The organism is Streptococcus parasanguinis (assembly GCF_019929185.1).
Lineage (GTDB): Bacteria > Bacillota > Bacilli > Lactobacillales > Streptococcaceae > Streptococcus > Streptococcus parasanguinis_O.
This window is the reverse complement of sequence record NZ_JAHZPC010000013.1, coordinates 36618-54827: the sequence shown is the minus strand read 5'-3', so window position 1 is coordinate 54827 and position 18210 is coordinate 36618. Positions and strand designations below refer to the sequence as shown.

Genomic DNA, 18210 nt, shown 5'->3' with positions numbered 1-18210 from the left:
TCTTCCAAGAATTTAACAAGTCGGTAAGTTCTTGTGGAATCGAAAAAATCGTCTTTTTATTCCCTTTAGTTGACTTTCGATTTTTATATCGATCTAAGGCTTGAAGCAATTGAATTTGTTGATTTTTGAAATCAATATGTTTCCATTGCAAAGCGTAGCTCTCTGACTTTCTATCTCCTAAAAAGAAGGTAGTATAGAACAAAACATAGTCTTTGAATAGAATTTTTTCAGTCTCCAAATCCTTTTCAAAAGCTGTAAACCATGCTTGAAGTTCTTCTTGAGATAGATATAAATCTTCATCTTTTTTAGATTCCTGTAACTTGATTTTCTTAGTGGCTTTGATACGGCTTATAGTTTTTGATAGGCGATTAGTTTCGATATACTCTAATTCTTCTGCCCAATCAAAGATAGAGTTAACGTAGCTCCTGATAACTTTGAAATTTGCATATTCTTCAGCCTTTTGAGTCAATAGATTTAGTACAACTTGCTTATTTTGATTAAGAAAGTCTATTGAATAATTCCCAAGTAAGGGTAAGATGTGTTTTCTAAAAGCAATTTCTGTTCCAACTATGGTTGCTTGAGAAGGTGGTTTAGCAGTAGAAGTAGTCTGACCTGCTTTGTAAGATTCCCACCAAATGTTTTGGTAGAATTCTGAAAATAGCATTGAACCGTTGTTTTCTAACAAAGCTGATTCACCATTTAGGATTCTATCAATCTTATTTTGTAATTCGAGTTCGTATTTTTTAGCATCGCTCCTTTGTTTGAATCGTTTTTCTATCACTTTTTTATCAATTCCAAGAGAAGATTTGACTTCTTCAGGAATGTAGATACGTAAGCGATAAGTTCCATTTTTAGTTTTTGAAATTGACATAGTATTCTCCTTTTTGAAATGAGCTAGAAAAATACCGTGGCTTAATTATATCAAACCACGGTTATAATGCTACTGATTTTGTAACCAGCGATTGATTTCTGTTTTATCAAATCGAACGGTTTTTCCAACTCGAATAACGGGTAATCCCTTTTTTATCCAAGAATCCAGTGTATTGTTTGAAATTCCTAGATAGTCACAGGTTTGTTTCTTATTTAAAAAAGGGCTGTCAAAATGACTATTGTGCAATTTGTTTTTAATTTCTTGTTCAATTAGATTGCCTATCAACCGTTTAATTTGATGAATTTGTTCATCGGGTAGGATAACTTGCATATTGCTCACCTTTCTTGAGTAATCTTTAATATTGTGAGATAATAGCAACAACAGAAATAGTTGTGCTATTTTTGTTGATTTTTGGGGTTATCAATGTTGGTTTGGACGCTAGAATTGATAACCTTTTTATTTTCCGCTGATTCATTTTTTTCCTCCTTATGTACACCACCTTTGTGTACATATTTTTAAATGCTTGCTGAAATGCAGGCGTTTTTGGGATTATCTACTCTATTTTAATTATCTAAAATAGCGATAAATTTTTTCTTTGAAAATCTCTCTTTAAGTTTACAATCAACTTGATATTCAATATTTCTTTTCATTTTTTTAATTGTTTTTTCAAAAGTTTTAAGTTTTTCTTTCTTAGAAAAGTTCTTAAATCTTATTTTATGGAAAATAACTGACGTAGAATTGGTATGAAAACCTAGACCAGTATTACGAGCGTCTTCTAAGCTTATAAACATTAAATTAATAATATCTAGAACTTGCCACGAAACCATTGGGGGTGATTGACAGTTTTCTTTTTGAAATGTTTTTAATAACGTTCTTTTTGTTCTAGCTTTATTTTTAATAAAAGTTGGATTCATGAAAGTTATAATTTCTTCATCGATCATCAGTGGTTTTAATTCCTCACTACTATAATTTTCTAACTCGAGAATAAATTGAGGAATATATCTTTGAGAACTATAGTTTGAAAAAGTGTCGTGCAGTTTTTTTTCACATTCTTTTATTGAACTTTTAATAGCTTTGATATATTGCAAAGAAGCCAACATTAAGTGATTCTCTAAATATTCTATTATTTTTTGATCTGTTAGATCATTGATTGTATTTAGACCCAATTCCTGTTTGATCTTTTGATTTTTTAGTGTTAATTCAAATCTTTGAACATCGACGTTCTCTAAACTAGAATTTTTTCTTCTGATCTGACGATTAACCTTAGCTTTTTCAATTTTGTTGTAAAGTACATATGATGCGTCTTTTCTACTTTTGCAAGTGAGAATTGAGTACTCACTATTATTTTTTTTATTCTTATGCTGAATAAAATTCGGGCTCCTTCCTAAAGATAGACATTCTATTAAAAATCGTCTTACCTGTAAATGTGGCTTCTTCTCAAATGAAACAGTAAATGCTAGTTCGATTAATTTGAAGATAGCATCTTTGTACGTAATACTAATTCCATATTCATTTTTAATCAATAGGATTGCATTTGCTAACCTTTGCTTTATTCCGTGAATACCGACTGTTCCGAAATTTAATGTCGGATTAATTAATTCTATCCTAGCATATTCTTTCTTATATCCCGATTCATCAAAAGAAATAGTAAGTTTACCAAATTTTTCAGATTTAATTTCTATTTGAAGAAGTTTGTGGTTAGAGTTGTAGAATACTTTTGTATCTTTTTTACTATTAATAGTAGTAAAGTTGAGAATGTCAATGTTGAAATCAATGAGAGATAATTCACATTTGTCGATTCCCCAAAAGTTAGATTTTTTTGAAAAACACTTTTTAATTTCTTTCTCATTTTCCAACATTTTTGCTTCTTTTTCTAGTTTTTGTATGGATGAACTTTTATTGTGAATCATATTTTTAAATTTCCTTTCTTTTTTTCATAAAATATCACTAATAAATTTGGATAATATTGGATAATAATAGTATGCCGCAAAAACGTTCCAAAATTGTTTTTTTCCGTTTTTTTTTCTTCATTTTTCATTTTTTAGTCGAAAATGAGATACTTTAAAGAATATAGTTAGTCACTGTGACGGATAGACGCCAGTGGGAAAGATGGAAGACCGAGACAGCCATCAAGGCTAAACGATTATATTTTGTAGGCAGTGCTGAATTTAAGGCTTTTTTATAGTTTGATCCACGAATTTTATAAGGTTCATCTCTTAGTTCATTAATGAAGTTTTTCTTTTGTTTCTCAAATTTCTTTAATGATTTATCCCTTAAATTTTGGTGGCCAACCTCCCAACGTTCTATTAAAAAATTTTTTAAATTCACCTTGAAATTAGGATTATCTTGGAGTTTCTTCAAGTAGAAGTAATAACACTCTCTTGCATGTTGGGCTCTCATCCCATGTAGATTGATTAGATTATTCATTTCTACATCTGTAAAGATATAATCATCCTCTTGTTTATTTTTAAAGGTGTCGAGGACGACTGGAACATCTTGAGGAAGAATAAGTTGAGGTTGAAATTTTCCTCCCTTTCCACGCTGAACTAAAACATAGTAATTTCCATTATTATCTTTTCGAATATCTTTTCCTTTTAATTTTTTTAATTCGGATCTACGAATCCCAACTGCCCGCTGAAAATTAACCAGCCGAGAGAAGCGAGAGTCTGTTTCTTGATGCTTACCTTGTGAGTTTTTTGATTTTACACGACCTCGGATAATTTTGTCACTGGAACGCTTGTCTTTTCTAATTCTATTCATGTTGATATCAACTGCTTTGCAAATAGGTGCTAAATAAGTATGGATGGTAGCAACAGAGTATTGTTTTGGATCATCGTTTAGATCTAGTTGATATAATTGAATCACTTCTTCTGTAATATCTGAAATTTTCTTAATATTGTGTTCTTTAGCCCACTTTGTGAATCGAGTAATTGCTCTTTTATAGCTTGTCCTCGTTCGATTGTTTGTGATATTTTTTGAAGCTGCAATAAATAAATCGTGCTTGAGAGAATTCCTTTTTCTTGGCATTATACATTCCTTTCTAAAATAATTACATATTATTGTTAAACTGCCTCCCACCCTTTTTTTAAAAGCTGGGTATGCTTTTGATACTTCCCATCGAGGCTAACTCTTGAAGTTTAATGTTTGCGATAGATTTTCAGTACTCACCGTGATCTATGTTTGGAAGGATCATAAAGATGTCATTGCTTGTTCGAGCTTATAAAACTTTTCTATTTTACTTTTTTTTTACATTATTCTTTTGCTTACTAAACTAGTTATTTTTTTAGTATTTACTTTTATTTTTACCTTTTTTATTTTACCTTAAACACGTTTTTCTTTACTTTTTTATCTACTAAATGGTTATTCTTTACTTCATGTTATTCAGTAGAGAATAACCATTTAGATTTTCTTTCTTTTTTTCTTAGTTTTTTCCTTTGCAATGACTAGCATATGAGAGATAAGTACGTTTACCGTGCCCAGTAACAAACTTTCTCATCATATGACTAATGGCTCTACTTGCTCAATTTAATTTACAATAATAGTATGCCATATTTTGATAAAAAAAAAGATAGAAGAAAAACATCGTTATTTTAGGAACGGAAATGTTGTTTTTATTTTTACAAAAAAATGGCATAATAATAGTGAAGAAAAAAAGGCAGTGGTGAACTGTCTTTTTTTTTGTTCCTTAAAAAAGGGGGTAGCAGATGCTCAAGAACAATCGTTTAATAATATTAAAGAGAGTAAGGCCACCGTGAAAATGAACCGCACCCCAAAAGTTAGACAGAAAAAATCTAACTTTTGGGGTGTTTTTATTATGAAATTGACATATAAGGATAAGGTTCAGATATATGAACTTAGAAAACAAGGGCGAAGCTTCAAAGAGCTTTCAAATATATTCGGGATAAATATTCCTAATCTTAGGTACATGATTAAATTGATTGATCGTTACGGTATAGAGTTCGTCAAAAAGGGGAAGAATCGCTATTATTCTCCTAAATTAAAACGAGAAATCATTGATAAAGTTCTGCTTGAAGGTCGTTCACAAATAAGGGTGTCTCTAGATTATGCTCTCCCAAACCAAGGAATGCTTCCAAATTGGCTGGCACAATACAAGAAAAATGGGTATACTATTGTTGAGAAAACAAGAGGGAGAGCACCTAAAATGGGACGCAAGCCAAAGAAAAAACCTGAAGAAATGACAGAGTTAGAACGTCTTCAAGCAGAAAATGAATTCTTGAGAGCGGAGAATGCTGTTCTAAAAAAGTTGAGAGAACTCCGATTGAAGGAGGAAAAAGAGCAAGAAGAAAAACGGAAATTGTTCAAGGATTGGTAACAGAGTTTTCTTTAGATATCCTTCTAAAGATTATTAAGCTTGCCCGTTCAACTTATTATTATCACTTAAAACAGCTGGATCAAAGCGATAAGGATGATCAAGTTAAAGCTGAAATTCAGTCAATTTATACTGAGCATAAAGGAAATTACGGCTATCGTCGCATGACTCTAGAATTACGAAATCGTGGCTTCGTAGTGAACCATAAGAAGGTGCAGCGTCTTATGAAAGTACTTGGTTTAACGGCTCGAATTCGCCGTAAACGGAAGTATTCTTCATACCAAGGAGAGGTTGGCAAGAAAGCAGATAACCTTATTCAACGTCAATTTGAAGCAACCAAACCAATGCAAAAGTGCTACACAGATGTGACAGAATTTGCCATTCCAGCAAGCAGCCAAAAGCTTTATTTATCACCAGTTTTAGATGGCTTTAACAGCGAAGTTATCTCCTACAATCTTTCTACTTCGCCGAACTTAGTACAAATGAAAGCTATGCTAGAACAAGCCTTTACAGCGAACCATTATGAAAATACAATTCTCCATAGTGACCAAGGATGGCAATACCAACACGATTTCTATCATCATTTTTTAAAGAATAAGGGAATCCAACCATCTATGTCACGTAAGGGAAATAGCCCAGATAACGGTATGATGGAATCTTTCTTTGGCATTCTTAAGTCTGAAATGTTTTATGGTTATGAGAATACGTTTCAGTCACTTGAGCACTTGGAACAAGCTATTGTCGACTATATTGATTACTACAACAACAAACGAATTAAGGTAAAACTAAAAGGACTTAGTCCTGTACAATACAGAACTAAATCCTTTGATTAAATTAATTGTCTAACTTTTTGGGGTCAGTACAAAATTCACGAATGAAAAATCTTTTTTTAATAATAATCGGAGGAAAACAAAATGAAAACGTATAAAAACCATGTGATTAATTTAACTCAACAATATCTTACAGAGTTAATTAATCACAATGAAGAAATTAATATTAGAATGTTTTATTCAACATTTGATGAGGATCAGTATATTTCAATCTTGAATGATCAAGATCAAGAAGTATCATTCAATTTTGTAAATGATAGTATTGAAATTGAATTAATTGATCCGTTGTGTGAGAAAATTTTGATTACATTTGATACTGTAGAACAAACAGCCAAAACCCATCAAGTAATTAAATTTCTCTTAGATTTGTTTTTTAAATTCAATTGGCATGAATCAGTTGCAGCGTTATCAGTTGCAGATTTCTGGGAATTGATCAAGAATTACGAGGTAGATAACCTCGATATGACGTTTGGTTACCCAAGAATCGCATATTCTAATAGCTAATAGCCATATTTTTAGGCACAAAAAAAGTGGGAAAGGAATCGTTTTTTTACTTATCCTTTTCCACTTTTTTATTTTGTCTCGTTAATAATTGTATTAATAGCTGAAATGACTTTATTTTGTTTGTACTCTGGTAAAGATTTGATAGTGTCAATAAGCTGTGCTAAATCAGTACTTTCTTCTTTAAGTGTTAAATCAAAAAAGGTTTGTAGATCAACATTTAACGCTTCTATAATTTTCTCAAGCGTACTAATTTTTATATTGGGCTCTAAATTTTCTAACTTATACGCGTAATTGGTGCCAAGATCTGCTTTTTCTTCTAATTGTTCCTGAGTCATTCCTGACTGGGTCCGCAGAATCCGTATTCTTTTGCTTATATACTTTTGTAATTTTGACATTTGTAACCTCGTAAGACTATTTTACAGTCTTAGAAGGTTAGATTCTAGTTCTTAAAAGGTTGGATACAACTTTACAAAGTTGATAAAATGTAGTATAATTCGGGTGTTTATAATTAGATAGTGATAAATTGCTCAATACTTAATCATAAAGGTGGGAATTATGAAAAAGAAAACGATCAAAGCAACTGTATCCGCTGTATCAATAGCTGCGGGATTTTCTGTTGTACAAGCGGATGAAGTAACTGCAACTCAGCCAAATGAGTCAACATTAAGTGTTGAATCGACGTCTCCTTCGTCTACAAATATAAAACAAGTAGACGGGGTATTTGTCCATAATGGAATTGCAACTGTAACGAAAACGCCAACTTCTGAAGTTGTAGAAGAAGCAAGAACGATCAAGGAAGAAACGGATCAATCGGTTTCAAATCAAGAAAGTGCATTAGAAAACGCTAAGGCTTCGGAAGCAACCGCTGCATCAAAAGTTTCCGATGCAAATGTTGACTTAAAGAATGCTGAGGCGAATAAAGAATTAGCTACGCCTGAAAAAATTGAAAAAACGAAGAATGAAATATCAGAAGTAAAAGCTGATATTGAGAAAAAGGAAACATCACTAAAAGATGCATCTGATAAAGTTCTAGAAGCTGAGAAAGAACGTAATCAGCAATCAGAAGTTATTAAAAAAGATCAAGATAAAATTTCAGAGCAAGAAAAGAAAGTTTCGACAGCTGAGGAAGCAGTAGCAACTGCACAAAAAAATCTTGATGGTACTGGAGCATCGGAAATCATTGCTGAAAGAGACAAAGCAAAAAGTGATGTAGCTGAAAAAGAATCAGCAGAATCAGCAGCGAAAGAGGCTTTGGGAAATGCCATTAACGAAGACAAAAATAAGGCTGAAGAACTCAGTAAAGCTTCTGCTGATGAAAAAACGCAACTTAGTGCTAGTCAAGTTTCTGCTAAACAATTAGCAGATGCTAAAAAGGTTGCAGAAGAAGCAGCGAGTGCATTAGTGAAGGCTCAAAAAGAGAAAGAAACTGCTCAGAAGGTTTTAGACGGTACAGGCGTCGAAGAAATAGTAGCAGAACGTGATGCGGCTAAGAAAAATTTAGATGCTAAAACAGCAACTGAAAATACAGCGAAACAAGAACTTGATCGTGCCAAAGAAGCGGACGATAAAAAAGCTACTGCACTAAAAAATGCAAAGTCTGTTGAAGCGGATCAAATAAAGAAAAGTCAAGAAACAGCAGCAAACTTGTCATCTGCTGAAGAAAAACAAAAACAAGCACAAGAGAATCTAAAGAAAGCTCGAGAAAATAAGGTTTCAGCGCAAAGTAATCTTGATGCTTCTGAATCACAACTTGCCCAAACAATCGCAAATCGTGATAGTAAAGCAAATGATTTAGCAAATAAACAAAATAGTAAGATTAGTGCAGAAGAAGAGCTCAAAACAGCTAAAGAAAATGATGCTAAAAAAGCTTCGGAAATTTCAGCTTTAACTACTAAGAAAAACCAAGAAGAGGCTAAAGTAAATGAAACTTCAAATGAGCTAGCGAGTGCAACATCAGTAGCTCAGGAAGCAAAAGAGAATAAAGAGAAGGCTGATCAAGCAGTTGAAACGATTAATAAACAAATTGCAGCAATTAAAAATCTCACTATTCCTCAATTGCCTCAGGATGTCATTGATGCCTACAAGGCTTATCTTGCTGATGACTCAGACGCAAATAAAAATGCCTTAAACGACGTTATTCAAAAATGGTTCAAAGATAGTAAATATGATTTTGGAACTGCATTAACAGAATATTCCCCTGAACACCAAAATATATTCATAAAGGAATGGTCAAACAAGGATATTGTTTTGCCGATCGATGATTCAGTCGTAGATTTAGACAATTTAACTGACAAGCAAATTGAAGCTTTGAGCCAATATTATGCACTTCTCGCCAACAATCTGCAAGACCAAGTTTGGGGTAGTCATCATTATATTGTCACTGAAGAATCTGTTCAGGGTGTCAAAAACATTGCAAAAGCCTATGCTGAAGAAAATAAACCATATAGCACAAGTCACAGCGATACTGCTTTAGCGAAAGATGGATTAGATTCCATCGTATGGACTGGAGAAAACATGAGCTATGATAATACTTTGCTTGGTTATGGTGCGTATTATTCAGAAGCTAAAGAAACTCGTAAAGCAACAATGTCTCAATTGTATCGTGAGGTATATGATGCTGTAATTAGTTTTATGACAAATGATGTTCATGCTTATTTTGGACATATGAAACTTATGATTGGGCAGAAAGCTCCTACAAATATTCGGGCAATTGGAGCTGCAAATAGTTTCACACCAAGTGGTGTTGGACGCATGCACTTTATTGAATTCAAAGGTCAAGATGCACATCTTGAATATGTTAAAGATGAACAAACTGGTGAATACCATTTTGTAACTGTTGACGATTATTATGATAAAGGGATTGCTAAACCTTTAGCTACTCCATTTGATACTTCAAAAATGGAAGATGAATTAACAGCTGCTAAAGCTAAGCAGACTACAGCAAATACGGCAAATGATTCTGCACAGAATCGTTTGAAAAAAGCTAAATCAGAAAACGATAAAAGTACAAAAGCTCTCAAAGAAACGACAGCAAAATTAGATGCTCTGGAAGCTACTCCTGACCAAACACCTGCCGCTACTATTAAATTGGAGAACGCTACACAAAACTATAATGAAGCACAAACCCAATTTAATAAGGCTCAAAGTGCACTTGATCAATTAAATGCTGATATTCAAAGCAAGCGTCAATCTTTAGCAAGTGCAAAAGATAATTTAGACCAAGCTACAAAAGCAGAAGTAAAAGCTAAATCTGATCTTGAAAAAACAAAACTAGAAAATCAAAATGCGAATCAAAATCTGAAACAAACTCAAAAACTTGTAGAAGAATTAATGTCAGTTCCTGATCAAACTCCAAGTGCACAAAAGAAATACGACACTGCGAAACAACTAAAAGAAGAAGCTGAAACAAGATATACCAAAGCTCAAACTGCTTTGGATAACTTAAATGCAGACCTTAAAGTTAAGCAAAAAGCATTAGAAACTGCAAAAGAGGAGCTTGAAAAAGCAAAAATAGCAGATAAGACTGCAAGAAAAAATTTAGATGAAGTAACTAAAATTCATGAAAAACATTTGGCAGCCTTAACAACTACACGTCAAACGATTGCAAGATTAAATTCAATCTCAGATAAGACACCTCTTGCACAAAAGAATTTAGATGAAGCTTCTCAAAAATTGATTGCTGCCAAAACTCGTTATGTCAAAGCACAAACAGCAGTTGATAATCTTAATGCAGATATTCAAACAAAACAAAAAGTTTTAGCAGATGCGCGTGCAGAATTGGATAAAGAACTTAAAGTTCTTTCAGATCTTAAAGCTAAAAAAGCTACGGATGAAGCAGAACTCAGAAACCGTCAGAATAAAGTTGAAGAGTTAAAAGCTAAAGAAAGTCAAATTAAGAATGAAATTTCTAAATTAAAGACTAACTTAGTTGCTTTAGAAACACTTTTGGATCATCTTGAAAATGCAGATGCATATTTGATGAAAGCAAAAGGAGCATATGACAATGCAGTTGAAGAGCACCGTTTAGCACTTGAGAATGTAGCAAGAGAGGAAGCTAAACTTAAAACACTTCTACAAGATCAATTGGATGCAACTGCCCAATATGAAGCTGTTAGGGAAGCCTATTTAAATACTCGTACAAGACAAAGCGAAGTATTTAACGATAAAGTAGATCACAAGATGATTTCTCTTAATCCTGCGTTAGAAAAGAGTATATCAGAAAATACTTCTAACGAACAAGTATATAGCTATGCTGGAAATCAAGCTAAATATGCTGCAAATAGAGCCTTGCCTAATACAGGTTCAATTGAGAATTGGTTAGTGTTTGCAATGGGAATTGTTCTTTGTAGTTTTGGTATTTCAGTATCACGGAAACAGCGTGATTAATAAAAGCTGGTAAGTATTTCTTATTGTAGTAATGAATAAAAGTTTATCATTCAAAATTTGATTTTTTACTAATGATTTTAGTGAAACTAGGTATATGAAAAAAATAATTAATATCTTTAGATATTTATAGGAGGAAAAATAATGAAAAAAATTATTGCTTTAGTTGTTTTAGTACTTGCGGTTGCCGGTGGGGTATTCTTTTTCTTGAATCAAAATTCAGGACCAGAGAAGCAAATTATTGGTACTTGGTATGATAGTAAACACGATTCAACTATCGTTTTCAATAGCGATAAAACACTAGAAGTAACAAATAATAAAGACGAATCTAGAGATGGAACTTGGAAAATCGCTGGAAAATATGTCAAATTAAAGGTTTCTAGTGCAGCGAGTGCTAAAGCTGAATTACCTGGAAAAGATGAAAAAGAAGTAAAATATTTAAAGATTCAATTTAATTCAATTGAAACTGTTAACAGTGATTTTCGTGTAGCAGACGGAACTTTTGAAAAACAGTAATATAATTTAAGTATCTATCTTAAATATAGTTAGAAGATAAATAATAAAAGGATTTGGAATTAATGTTATTGTTAACATGATTCTAAGTCTTTTTTATTGAGATTTTATCAAATGATAAATTGTAAAATATAGTGCAACAAAAAAACTCATAGCGTTTCATTGGTGTAAACTGTAAGTAACCGCACAAACAGAACCCGAGGAAAAACTATGAGCTACTCCCATCTTACCATAACCGACCGAATAAAGATAGAAACTTACTTGGATTTAGGTTTAAAATCTTGCCAAATTGCAAGTAAACTTGACTTTCATAAGTCTACCATTTCAAGAGAGTTAAGACGATGCCAAAATGGTTACTACGCCGTCTTAGCACAGGAACAGTACGACCACAGGGCTAAGCAAAAGGGTCGGAAGTCTTGTTTGACACCAAAGTTGAAAAAGGAAATTGAGAAGGGGTTAAAAGCCTCTTGGTCACCTGAACAGATTTGTGGTCGCTATCAGCTTGAACAAAAGCCAATGGTAGCTTTTAAAACCATCTATAACTGGCTCTATGCTGGTTTGATTGATCTGGATTTAAGCGTCCTGCGCCGAAAGGGAAAAAGTCGACAGCCCAAAGAAACACATGGGGCATTTAGGATTGGCACGTCGATTGCCAAACGTCCTAAAGAGGTCAGGAATCGTGAGACTTTTGGCCACTGGGAGCTCGATACTGTGGTGTCTTCCAGAGGCAAAAGTAAGGGCTGTTTAGCGACCTTTCTAGAGCGAAAAACTCGTTTTTACTTAGCTTTCAAGATACCAGATAGAACAGCCCAAGCCATGTTTTCAGCTATCGAACAACTTTGTAGGCTATTTCCAAAAGAGGCTCTTAAAACCTTCACTTCAGACAGGGGGAAAAGAGTTTGCCTGCTATCCTCTGGTGGAGAACTTAGGAATTCCCTTTTTCTTTGCGGACGCCTATTCTTCCTGGCAGAGAGGAAGCAATGAAAACGCAAATGGCTTACTAAGAGAATATTTCCCAAAGAAAACAGATTTAGCCGTTATCTCTGATGAGGATTTGAACAAGGCTTTATTTGATATCAATCACCGACCACGAAAATGTTTAGCTTACAGAACTGCTTGTGAAGCTCTAGAGGATGAGTTCAAGTAAATGTTGCACTTATTCTTGCAATTTATCATATAAAAAAGACCCTTAAAATAATTGATTTTAAAAAGATAGTTTTCGTTAGGTTAATTTATTTGCACGTCAAACACTATAAAAAGAGAGTGGGACAGAAATCGGTAATTCGTTAGAATTCGATTTCATCGTCCCACCTCCGCACAGTTGAGTAGGGCTGTAAAAGCTGATGAAATCAGCGTAGTAGAGCCCACTCAACCACTACGTATTGCTGACAATCCAAAGACAATTGAGAGGCTAGGACTTTTGTCCCAGCCTCTTTTTATAAGAGAGTGAAATTATCCAACTCCTATAACTATGATTCCTCCAAGTATTACTAAAGATAAGTAAAAAAATAATTTTTTATTCATAATAGCAACCTCTTTTCTTTTTCTCCTATGATATAATGTTATTCAAGATATTGTAATAAATTCCCTTATACACAATTTAAGAGGTACTTTAAATGAAATACGGAAAAATTTTTAAAAAATTTAGAGAATCAAGAGGACTGTCACTAAAAGATGTTTCTAAATGTGGAGTATCAAGTTCTCACCTGTCAAGGTTTGAGCATGAAGAAGCTGACTTAACTATTACAAAATTCATTTTAGCACTTGAAGCAATTAATATGCCAATTGAAGAATTTATATACGCAGCGCGCGATTTTCATAGAGATGACTTTAATGAATTGTTAGAGAAAATTCGTTTATTAGTAGCAAAGCGAGATATCGTTGGTATGGAAAATTTACTGATTAGTTTGTTGGAAAATAAAAAGAAGAAAGGCCCTTTTTATGAGCTAAATACGATTTTGGTTAAGATTCGTTTACAGGACTTATCAGGAAAGATCTATGTGACAGATCAAGATATTAGTTTTATCAGTGAGTACTTATTTTCTGTAGAATACTGGGGGTGTTATGAATTGTTGTTGTTTATGAATACATTAGATGTTTTAAATCATGAAACTATGATGGTTTTATCAAAAGAAATGTGCCATCGCTCTGAATTTTATAGAGATATTCCAAATAATCGTCGTTTACTATCGACCATGTTGTTAAATGCCTATATAACATGTATTGAACGAAACGAGCTAATAGATGCTCTTTATTTTGAAAAACAACTAAAATTTTGTAACTTCTCAGAAACTGAAATTTATGAAAAACTAGTGTTTCATTATGCGAAAAATTTGTACGATTTAAAGAAAACTCATAATCAATATGCTTTAATTGAGATGAGAAAATGTATCGCAACAATGAAATTAGTAAATAGTCAACAGTTAGCATGTACGTTTGAACATCATTTAGAACAAGTGTTGAACGATTTAGAATAAATTGTGTATAAGGGAATTTTTTATAGCGCTCCTAAAATGGTAATATGATATCTATATAAAACATAGGAGGTGAAAATAATGGAAGAACTACAAGTTATTAACCTTGAAGATCTTTTAGAGTTTGATCAAGGTTATGTTGTTAATAATAACTGTGGACCAAGTCATTCTTGTGGTGGCGGTCGATAGTTTCTTCCGAGGTGGGGAAAAATTTCCCCATCTCTGTTTTCATTAATGAGGATTGCTATGATTAAAAAAATTGATACTGATTTTGGTACATATTATTTTGATTCCATTTCTTTTACTTTGTCTTCTTCACCTGAATATAAAAATACGTCTAATACTTTGGATAATCTTGATGATGGAATCTTGAAGAAAGTTGTAATAAATATTTCAAATAGCTGTAATCTATCGTGTTCGTACTGTTATGCTGATGGTGGAAACTATGGCATGGACAATCGAGTAATGGATTTTGATACTGCTGATAAGATAATTCAGGAAATTGTAAGTAAGGGAATAAAACAAATTAATCGATTAATACTTTTTGGAGGAGAGCCTTTTTTAAATATTGAGTTGTTTGTATATTTTATTGAGAAATTATCTAAATTTTTAAATATAATAAAAGTTGAGACTGTTACTAATGGTACTGTTTTGAATCATCGAGTAAAGCATATGTTAAATAAATTTCATCCATTTTTAACAATTAGTTTAGATGGACCAGAGGTTGTTCATGATAGGTTAAGGGGAAAAGGAAGTCACAGAAAGACTCTGAGATTCATTAAGTATTTAAAAAGTATTGATTATGATAATTTCGAAATTGCATCAACGTATACTCGTATTCATCAAAAAAATGGTATTAGTAGAGAAGCTATTTTCAAATATTTTACTGAGATGGATGTTCATTTTAATGTTAATGATGTCTTCAGTAAAAATAAAGTACTTATTGTTAAAGAAATGGAAAAAAGTTTATCGGAAAGAAAAACTTTTATAGATACATCTATTCAGAATGTAATTGATTGTAATGAGAAAGCATTTATTAGCCCAATCTTATACGATGTTTTAATATCTATGATTTACAAGAGTACAAACCATACTTTCTGCGATGATATTGATCCTTCCAATACAATTACTTTTGACGTAGATGGAAGTAAGAAGTTGTGCTTTAGATTCTGGGGGAGTCATAATAGTCCAAATGTTGAAACATTTAATAATAAGGATAATTTTTCTAAGTGTAAAGATTGCTGGTGTAGAGGTATGTGTATAGAATGTGTTGCCAATGTAATTGATGGTTATTCCACTGTCATTAACGAGAATGGAGAATTCATAGAATGCCACAAGCCAGAACTTATGGAATACTGCATACAACAAATTATATACCTTTCTAGAGATAAAGAGCGACTATCTAAGTTGGTAAATAATTTCAGGAGGTTTATACGTTATGCTTAGATCTTATGTAACCAAGAAGCACTTATTCTTCTATTTTGTGGCGATTATGATTACTTGGCTGGAGGCTATCATTACACCAGCTTTGATTCAGTATATTGTCTCTAGTTTTACCAATCACCAGTTGCATTTGCTATGGCAAGTCTTGGTTTGGGGGATTATTGGAAATTTGATTCTCTTGCTGGGTTTGGCGGGGAAACGTTATTACTATGCACGAGTACTGACAGACTTCAAGTTGGGTATTAAGAAGGATATCTTTCAGACTTTCTTATATAGTCGTCGGATTGCGGATGAGGAAGTTTTGTCAGACTTGGAAAATGATGTAAAACAGCTAGAAGATAATTATATTGAGTCGACTGTTATTATCATTTCTTCTTTGGGATTTACAACCGTCTCTATCTGTTATGCTCTTTGGACTAATTTTTATCTTGGCTTGCTCTTTATCGTTTTTTATTCGATACCTACTCTTTGTAGTGGAATTGGCTCTAAACGTTTGGATGAAATTACGAAGGAGAAGTCCCTAGCGAACCAAGTCTATGTCTCTCAAGCAACCAATATGATCGCAGGTGCTCGTTCCATACGGTATTATCGGGGACAAAGTTTGTTTTTCAAATTGTTTTCTAAAGATTTGCATAAGACTCTAAAGGAAGAAATCGCCTATGAGAAGCAACGGACAATAAATAGTCTCTTTATCAATGGAATTGATGCTTTTTGCTCGGTCGCGCCTATTGTCATTGGTGGTTTCATGACCTATTATAACTACCTATCTGCAGCCAGCTTTGTAGGGATTTACCTAGTATCGTATAATATTGGCTATCAATTTCAGGAGTTGTCTTATTTTATCAATACTAGAAAATCAGCTAAGTCTCTCTGTGATAAATATCAAAAATTGCTGGGAGTGGGCTTTGAAATGCCTTCTGTTCTCGAAGGTTCTGTCTTTCCTATCCAGTTAAAGCAAGTAAGTGTAGTGCGTGATGGTCAAGAAATTCTAGCCCCTTGTGACCTAACTATTGAGGAAGGCGAAAAGATTGCTATTATCGGAGAAAGTGGGTCTGGGAAAACCACCTTACTGAACCTAATTTATGGTGAAATTAAGCCCAGTCATGGTCGGATTCGCTACCATGGGCAAGAGCTAACCTCGGATGAACTTTATCAGGCAGGAGCCTACATTCTCCAGTCTAGTCATATCTTTGATGGTTTGAGCCTAGAGGAAAATATTGCTTTGGGACAAGAACTGGATTCCGTAAAGATGGATGAAATCCTGCGACAAACTGGTTTGAAAGCTCTTCAAAGCAAAACCCCTAGTAACCAGACTCTGTCGGGCGGTGAGAAGCAGCGGTTAGAAATTGCACGTGCTCTCTATCACAATCGCCAATTTATCCTAGCTGATGAAGTCAAAGCCAATCTGGACCTTAAAAATCAAGAGAAAATCAGTCAACTTCTCTTCTCGCTCCCTCAAACACTCGTAGAAGTGATTCATCACTATAGTGAAGAGGACTTGAAGCGCTATGATAAGGTGATAAAACTGGAGAAATAGGTGGAGGTATAGGTATCAGAAAGGAGTGGCAAGTTCTCTCTTTTTTGTAGGTTGGATAATAAAAACTCTGTCTAAAAATATCAGTACAATAACATCAAACTAGGGATGTAGCTAGTGAAAGTCCTACAGTAAGGAGTTGAAATATGAAATTCCATGAATTTGGGGATAAGAATTTACCTCTTGAGCAAGTCTGGGCAGAGATTCGGAAGCGAGGGTTCAAGAACAAGATGTTTAAAACTCTCAATGAAGTCATTGATAAGTTGCAAGAAGTGATTAGGAGCTTGCATTGGACAGTACTATTGTTCATAGAAGTTGGATTAGTTTTTGATTTTAGGTGAGTATGAATAATTGAAAAATAAAAGTCATAATGTTATAATTTGTGATATAAAGATAAATATTACATAGAATAGAGGTGGCCATATGGGGAAACTATTGGCGAGCCGAATGCGTAGTCGGAGAAAAGAACTGAATTTGTCTCAGGTTGAATTGGCTGCTGGTATCTGTGAACAGGCCCAAATCAGTAAAATTGAGCGAGATGCAGACTATAGTCCTGGCTCAGACTTAATATATGCCCTTGCAAAAAAGCTAAATGTATCAATGGACTACTTTTTTGACGAGGATATCCATGTCGAATCGGAGTTTTTGACTCAATTTCGTGCTGTATCTAAGAAATTCTTAGACTTACGAGATTATGATTCACTAAAATATATCTATGAGTTAGAAGCTGCGAAGACAGTAAAACTCCCTCTCTCCGATCAGTTATACCTTCAGTGGATAGAGGCTATTGTGTTGTTTAACCATGACCTTAAACAGAATGAAGCGATCAAAAAATTAGAAGCTATTTTGTCAAAATATAGCGAATATGATTGGGAATATTTGAATATCTCAAATAGTTTATTACACTTTTACTTTCAGACGGATGAACTCTCAAAATTTGAAGAAGTCTATAATCGCATGACCAATCTTTTTAAGAGTGTTAAGGTTCGGACAATTGATGAACTTGAAATTCTGATTAAATGTCGGTATAACTTTTGTCGGTATCTATGGTTAAACCAGCAAACAGAGAGAGCGATAAGTGAGACTTTTGAAACGATTGGTATTTGTCTCAAAAATAATAGTTTCTACTGTTTAGCTAATCTTTACTGTTTACTTGGGAATGTTAGTGAAGGTTTTGCCCATAAAGATGCCGTTAAACAGTACTTTGTAACAGCGCAGCGTGCATACCTGCTAGAGGGAAATGATAAGATGGCTTTAGACCTTGAGCGTTTTATCAATGAAACATTCCCAGCATAATTGTTATAGACAACTCAGTCTTTACTGTGTTG

General features: G+C 33.5%; 14 protein-coding genes and 2 pseudogenes. 11 read left to right on the top strand and 5 right to left on the bottom strand.

Annotated features, from left to right (window positions below; translation table 11 throughout):
* From K1I56_RS08120 to K1I56_RS08105, 4 genes are all read right to left on the bottom strand, one after another.
* The coding region (locus K1I56_RS08120) for a site-specific integrase (protein WP_223325719.1) at positions 1-871 on the bottom strand (871 nt) is incomplete at its 3' end.
* A 69-nt stretch (positions 872-940) separates the two neighbouring features.
* A complete protein-coding gene (locus K1I56_RS08115; RefSeq protein ID WP_003013637.1) occupies positions 941-1201 on the bottom strand; it encodes a helix-turn-helix transcriptional regulator in 261 nt (86 codons plus the stop codon).
* Positions 1202-1434: 233 nt separating this feature from the next.
* Entirely contained in the window at positions 1435-2781 is a 1347-nt protein-coding gene (locus K1I56_RS08110) for a hypothetical protein (RefSeq protein WP_003010082.1), read from the bottom strand.
* Positions 2782-2932: 151 nt separating this feature from the next.
* Complete coding sequence (locus tag K1I56_RS08105; protein ID WP_155199301.1) at positions 2933-3898, bottom strand: phage integrase N-terminal SAM-like domain-containing protein; 966 nt, start codon at positions 3896-3898, stop codon at positions 2933-2935.
* 787 nt (positions 3899-4685) lie between these two features.
* Between K1I56_RS08105 and K1I56_RS08100 the strand changes: the two genes are divergently transcribed.
* Both K1I56_RS08100 and K1I56_RS08095 read left to right on the top strand, forming a co-directional pair.
* Positions 4686-6034 (top strand): IS3 family transposase gene (locus K1I56_RS08100; protein WP_129299871.1). Its coding sequence is split into 2 segments (ribosomal slippage): positions 4686-5127 and positions 5127-6034, totalling 1350 coding nucleotides; the frame shifts between segments, so codons are not numbered across the junction.
* Positions 6035-6115: 81 nt separating this feature from the next.
* Positions 6116-6535, top strand: coding sequence for a hypothetical protein (locus K1I56_RS08095; protein ID WP_049489383.1), 420 nt, complete (start codon positions 6116-6118; stop codon positions 6533-6535).
* A gap of 68 nt (positions 6536-6603) precedes the next feature.
* Here K1I56_RS08095 and K1I56_RS08090 read toward each other — a convergent pair whose 3' ends face one another.
* Positions 6604-6930 carry a helix-turn-helix domain-containing protein gene (locus tag K1I56_RS08090; RefSeq protein ID WP_003010093.1) on the bottom strand — a complete coding sequence of 109 codons (327 nt, stop codon included), beginning with the start codon at positions 6928-6930 and terminating at the stop codon, positions 6604-6606.
* 160 nt (positions 6931-7090) lie between these two features.
* On the opposite strand from K1I56_RS08090, the gene K1I56_RS08085 reads away from it, so the two are divergent.
* From K1I56_RS08085 to K1I56_RS08050, 9 genes and pseudogenes are all read left to right on the top strand, one after another.
* Positions 7091-10921 carry an SEC10/PgrA surface exclusion domain-containing protein gene (locus K1I56_RS08085; RefSeq protein ID WP_223325718.1) on the top strand — a complete coding sequence of 1277 codons (3831 nt, stop codon included), beginning with the start codon at positions 7091-7093 and terminating at the stop codon, positions 10919-10921.
* A gap of 141 nt (positions 10922-11062) precedes the next feature.
* Positions 11063-11434, top strand: coding sequence for a hypothetical protein (locus K1I56_RS08080; RefSeq protein WP_003004846.1), 372 nt, complete (start codon positions 11063-11065; stop codon positions 11432-11434).
* 207 nt (positions 11435-11641) lie between these two features.
* A pseudogene (locus tag K1I56_RS08075) lies at positions 11642-12578 on the top strand (IS30 family transposase).
* A gap of 469 nt (positions 12579-13047) precedes the next feature.
* A complete protein-coding gene (locus K1I56_RS08070; protein WP_023919397.1) occupies positions 13048-13908 on the top strand; it encodes an Rgg/GadR/MutR family transcriptional regulator in 861 nt (286 codons plus the stop codon).
* Between the two features lie 78 nt (positions 13909-13986).
* On the top strand, positions 13987-14094 hold the full coding sequence (gene gggA, locus K1I56_RS10035; protein WP_023919395.1) for a streptosactin: 108 nt from the start codon (positions 13987-13989) through the stop codon (positions 14092-14094).
* Between the two features lie 57 nt (positions 14095-14151).
* Positions 14152-15351: a streptosactin maturase GggB gene (gene gggB, locus K1I56_RS08065; protein WP_223325717.1), complete on the top strand. Its 1200-nt coding sequence runs from the start codon at positions 14152-14154 to the stop codon at positions 15349-15351.
* Complete coding sequence (gggC, locus tag K1I56_RS08060; protein WP_023919391.1) at positions 15344-16885, top strand: streptosactin export ABC transporter GggC; 1542 nt, start codon at positions 15344-15346, stop codon at positions 16883-16885. Before gggB ends, gggC begins: the two co-directional genes overlap by 8 nt.
* 176 nt (positions 16886-17061) lie before the next feature.
* Positions 17062-17213, top strand: a pseudogene (locus tag K1I56_RS08055) (IS630 family transposase); the annotation flags it as partial.
* A 92-nt stretch (positions 17214-17305) separates the two neighbouring features.
* Complete coding sequence (locus tag K1I56_RS08050) at positions 17306-18178, top strand: helix-turn-helix domain-containing protein (RefSeq protein ID WP_023919388.1); 873 nt, start codon at positions 17306-17308, stop codon at positions 18176-18178.
* Positions 18179-18210 lie beyond the last annotated feature (32 nt).

What these genes read in the sequence shown, in the direction of transcription:
- K1I56_RS08050 (WP_023919388.1), top strand. Translation starts at nt 17,306, where the DNA reads ATGGGGAAACTATTGGCGAGCCGAATGCGTAGTCGGAGAAAAGAACTG.
- gggA (WP_023919395.1), top strand. Translation starts at nt 13,987, where the DNA reads ATGGAAGAACTACAAGTTATTAACCTTGAAGATCTTTTAGAGTTTGAT.
- gggB (WP_223325717.1), top strand. Translation starts at nt 14,152, where the DNA reads ATGATTAAAAAAATTGATACTGATTTTGGTACATATTATTTTGATTCC.
- K1I56_RS08070 (WP_023919397.1), top strand. Translation starts at nt 13,048, where the DNA reads ATGAAATACGGAAAAATTTTTAAAAAATTTAGAGAATCAAGAGGACTG.
- K1I56_RS08105 (WP_155199301.1), bottom strand. Translation starts at nt 3,898, where the DNA reads ATGCCAAGAAAAAGGAATTCTCTCAAGCACGATTTATTTATTGCAGCT.
- gggC (WP_023919391.1), top strand. Translation starts at nt 15,344, where the DNA reads ATGCTTAGATCTTATGTAACCAAGAAGCACTTATTCTTCTATTTTGTG.
- K1I56_RS08085 (WP_223325718.1), top strand. Translation starts at nt 7,091, where the DNA reads ATGAAAAAGAAAACGATCAAAGCAACTGTATCCGCTGTATCAATAGCT.
- K1I56_RS08095 (WP_049489383.1), top strand. Translation starts at nt 6,116, where the DNA reads ATGAAAACGTATAAAAACCATGTGATTAATTTAACTCAACAATATCTT.
- K1I56_RS08080 (WP_003004846.1), top strand. Translation starts at nt 11,063, where the DNA reads ATGAAAAAAATTATTGCTTTAGTTGTTTTAGTACTTGCGGTTGCCGGT.
- K1I56_RS08115 (WP_003013637.1), bottom strand. Translation starts at nt 1,201, where the DNA reads ATGCAAGTTATCCTACCCGATGAACAAATTCATCAAATTAAACGGTTG.
- K1I56_RS08090 (WP_003010093.1), bottom strand. Translation starts at nt 6,930, where the DNA reads ATGTCAAAATTACAAAAGTATATAAGCAAAAGAATACGGATTCTGCGG.
- K1I56_RS08110 (WP_003010082.1), bottom strand. Translation starts at nt 2,781, where the DNA reads ATGATTCACAATAAAAGTTCATCCATACAAAAACTAGAAAAAGAAGCA.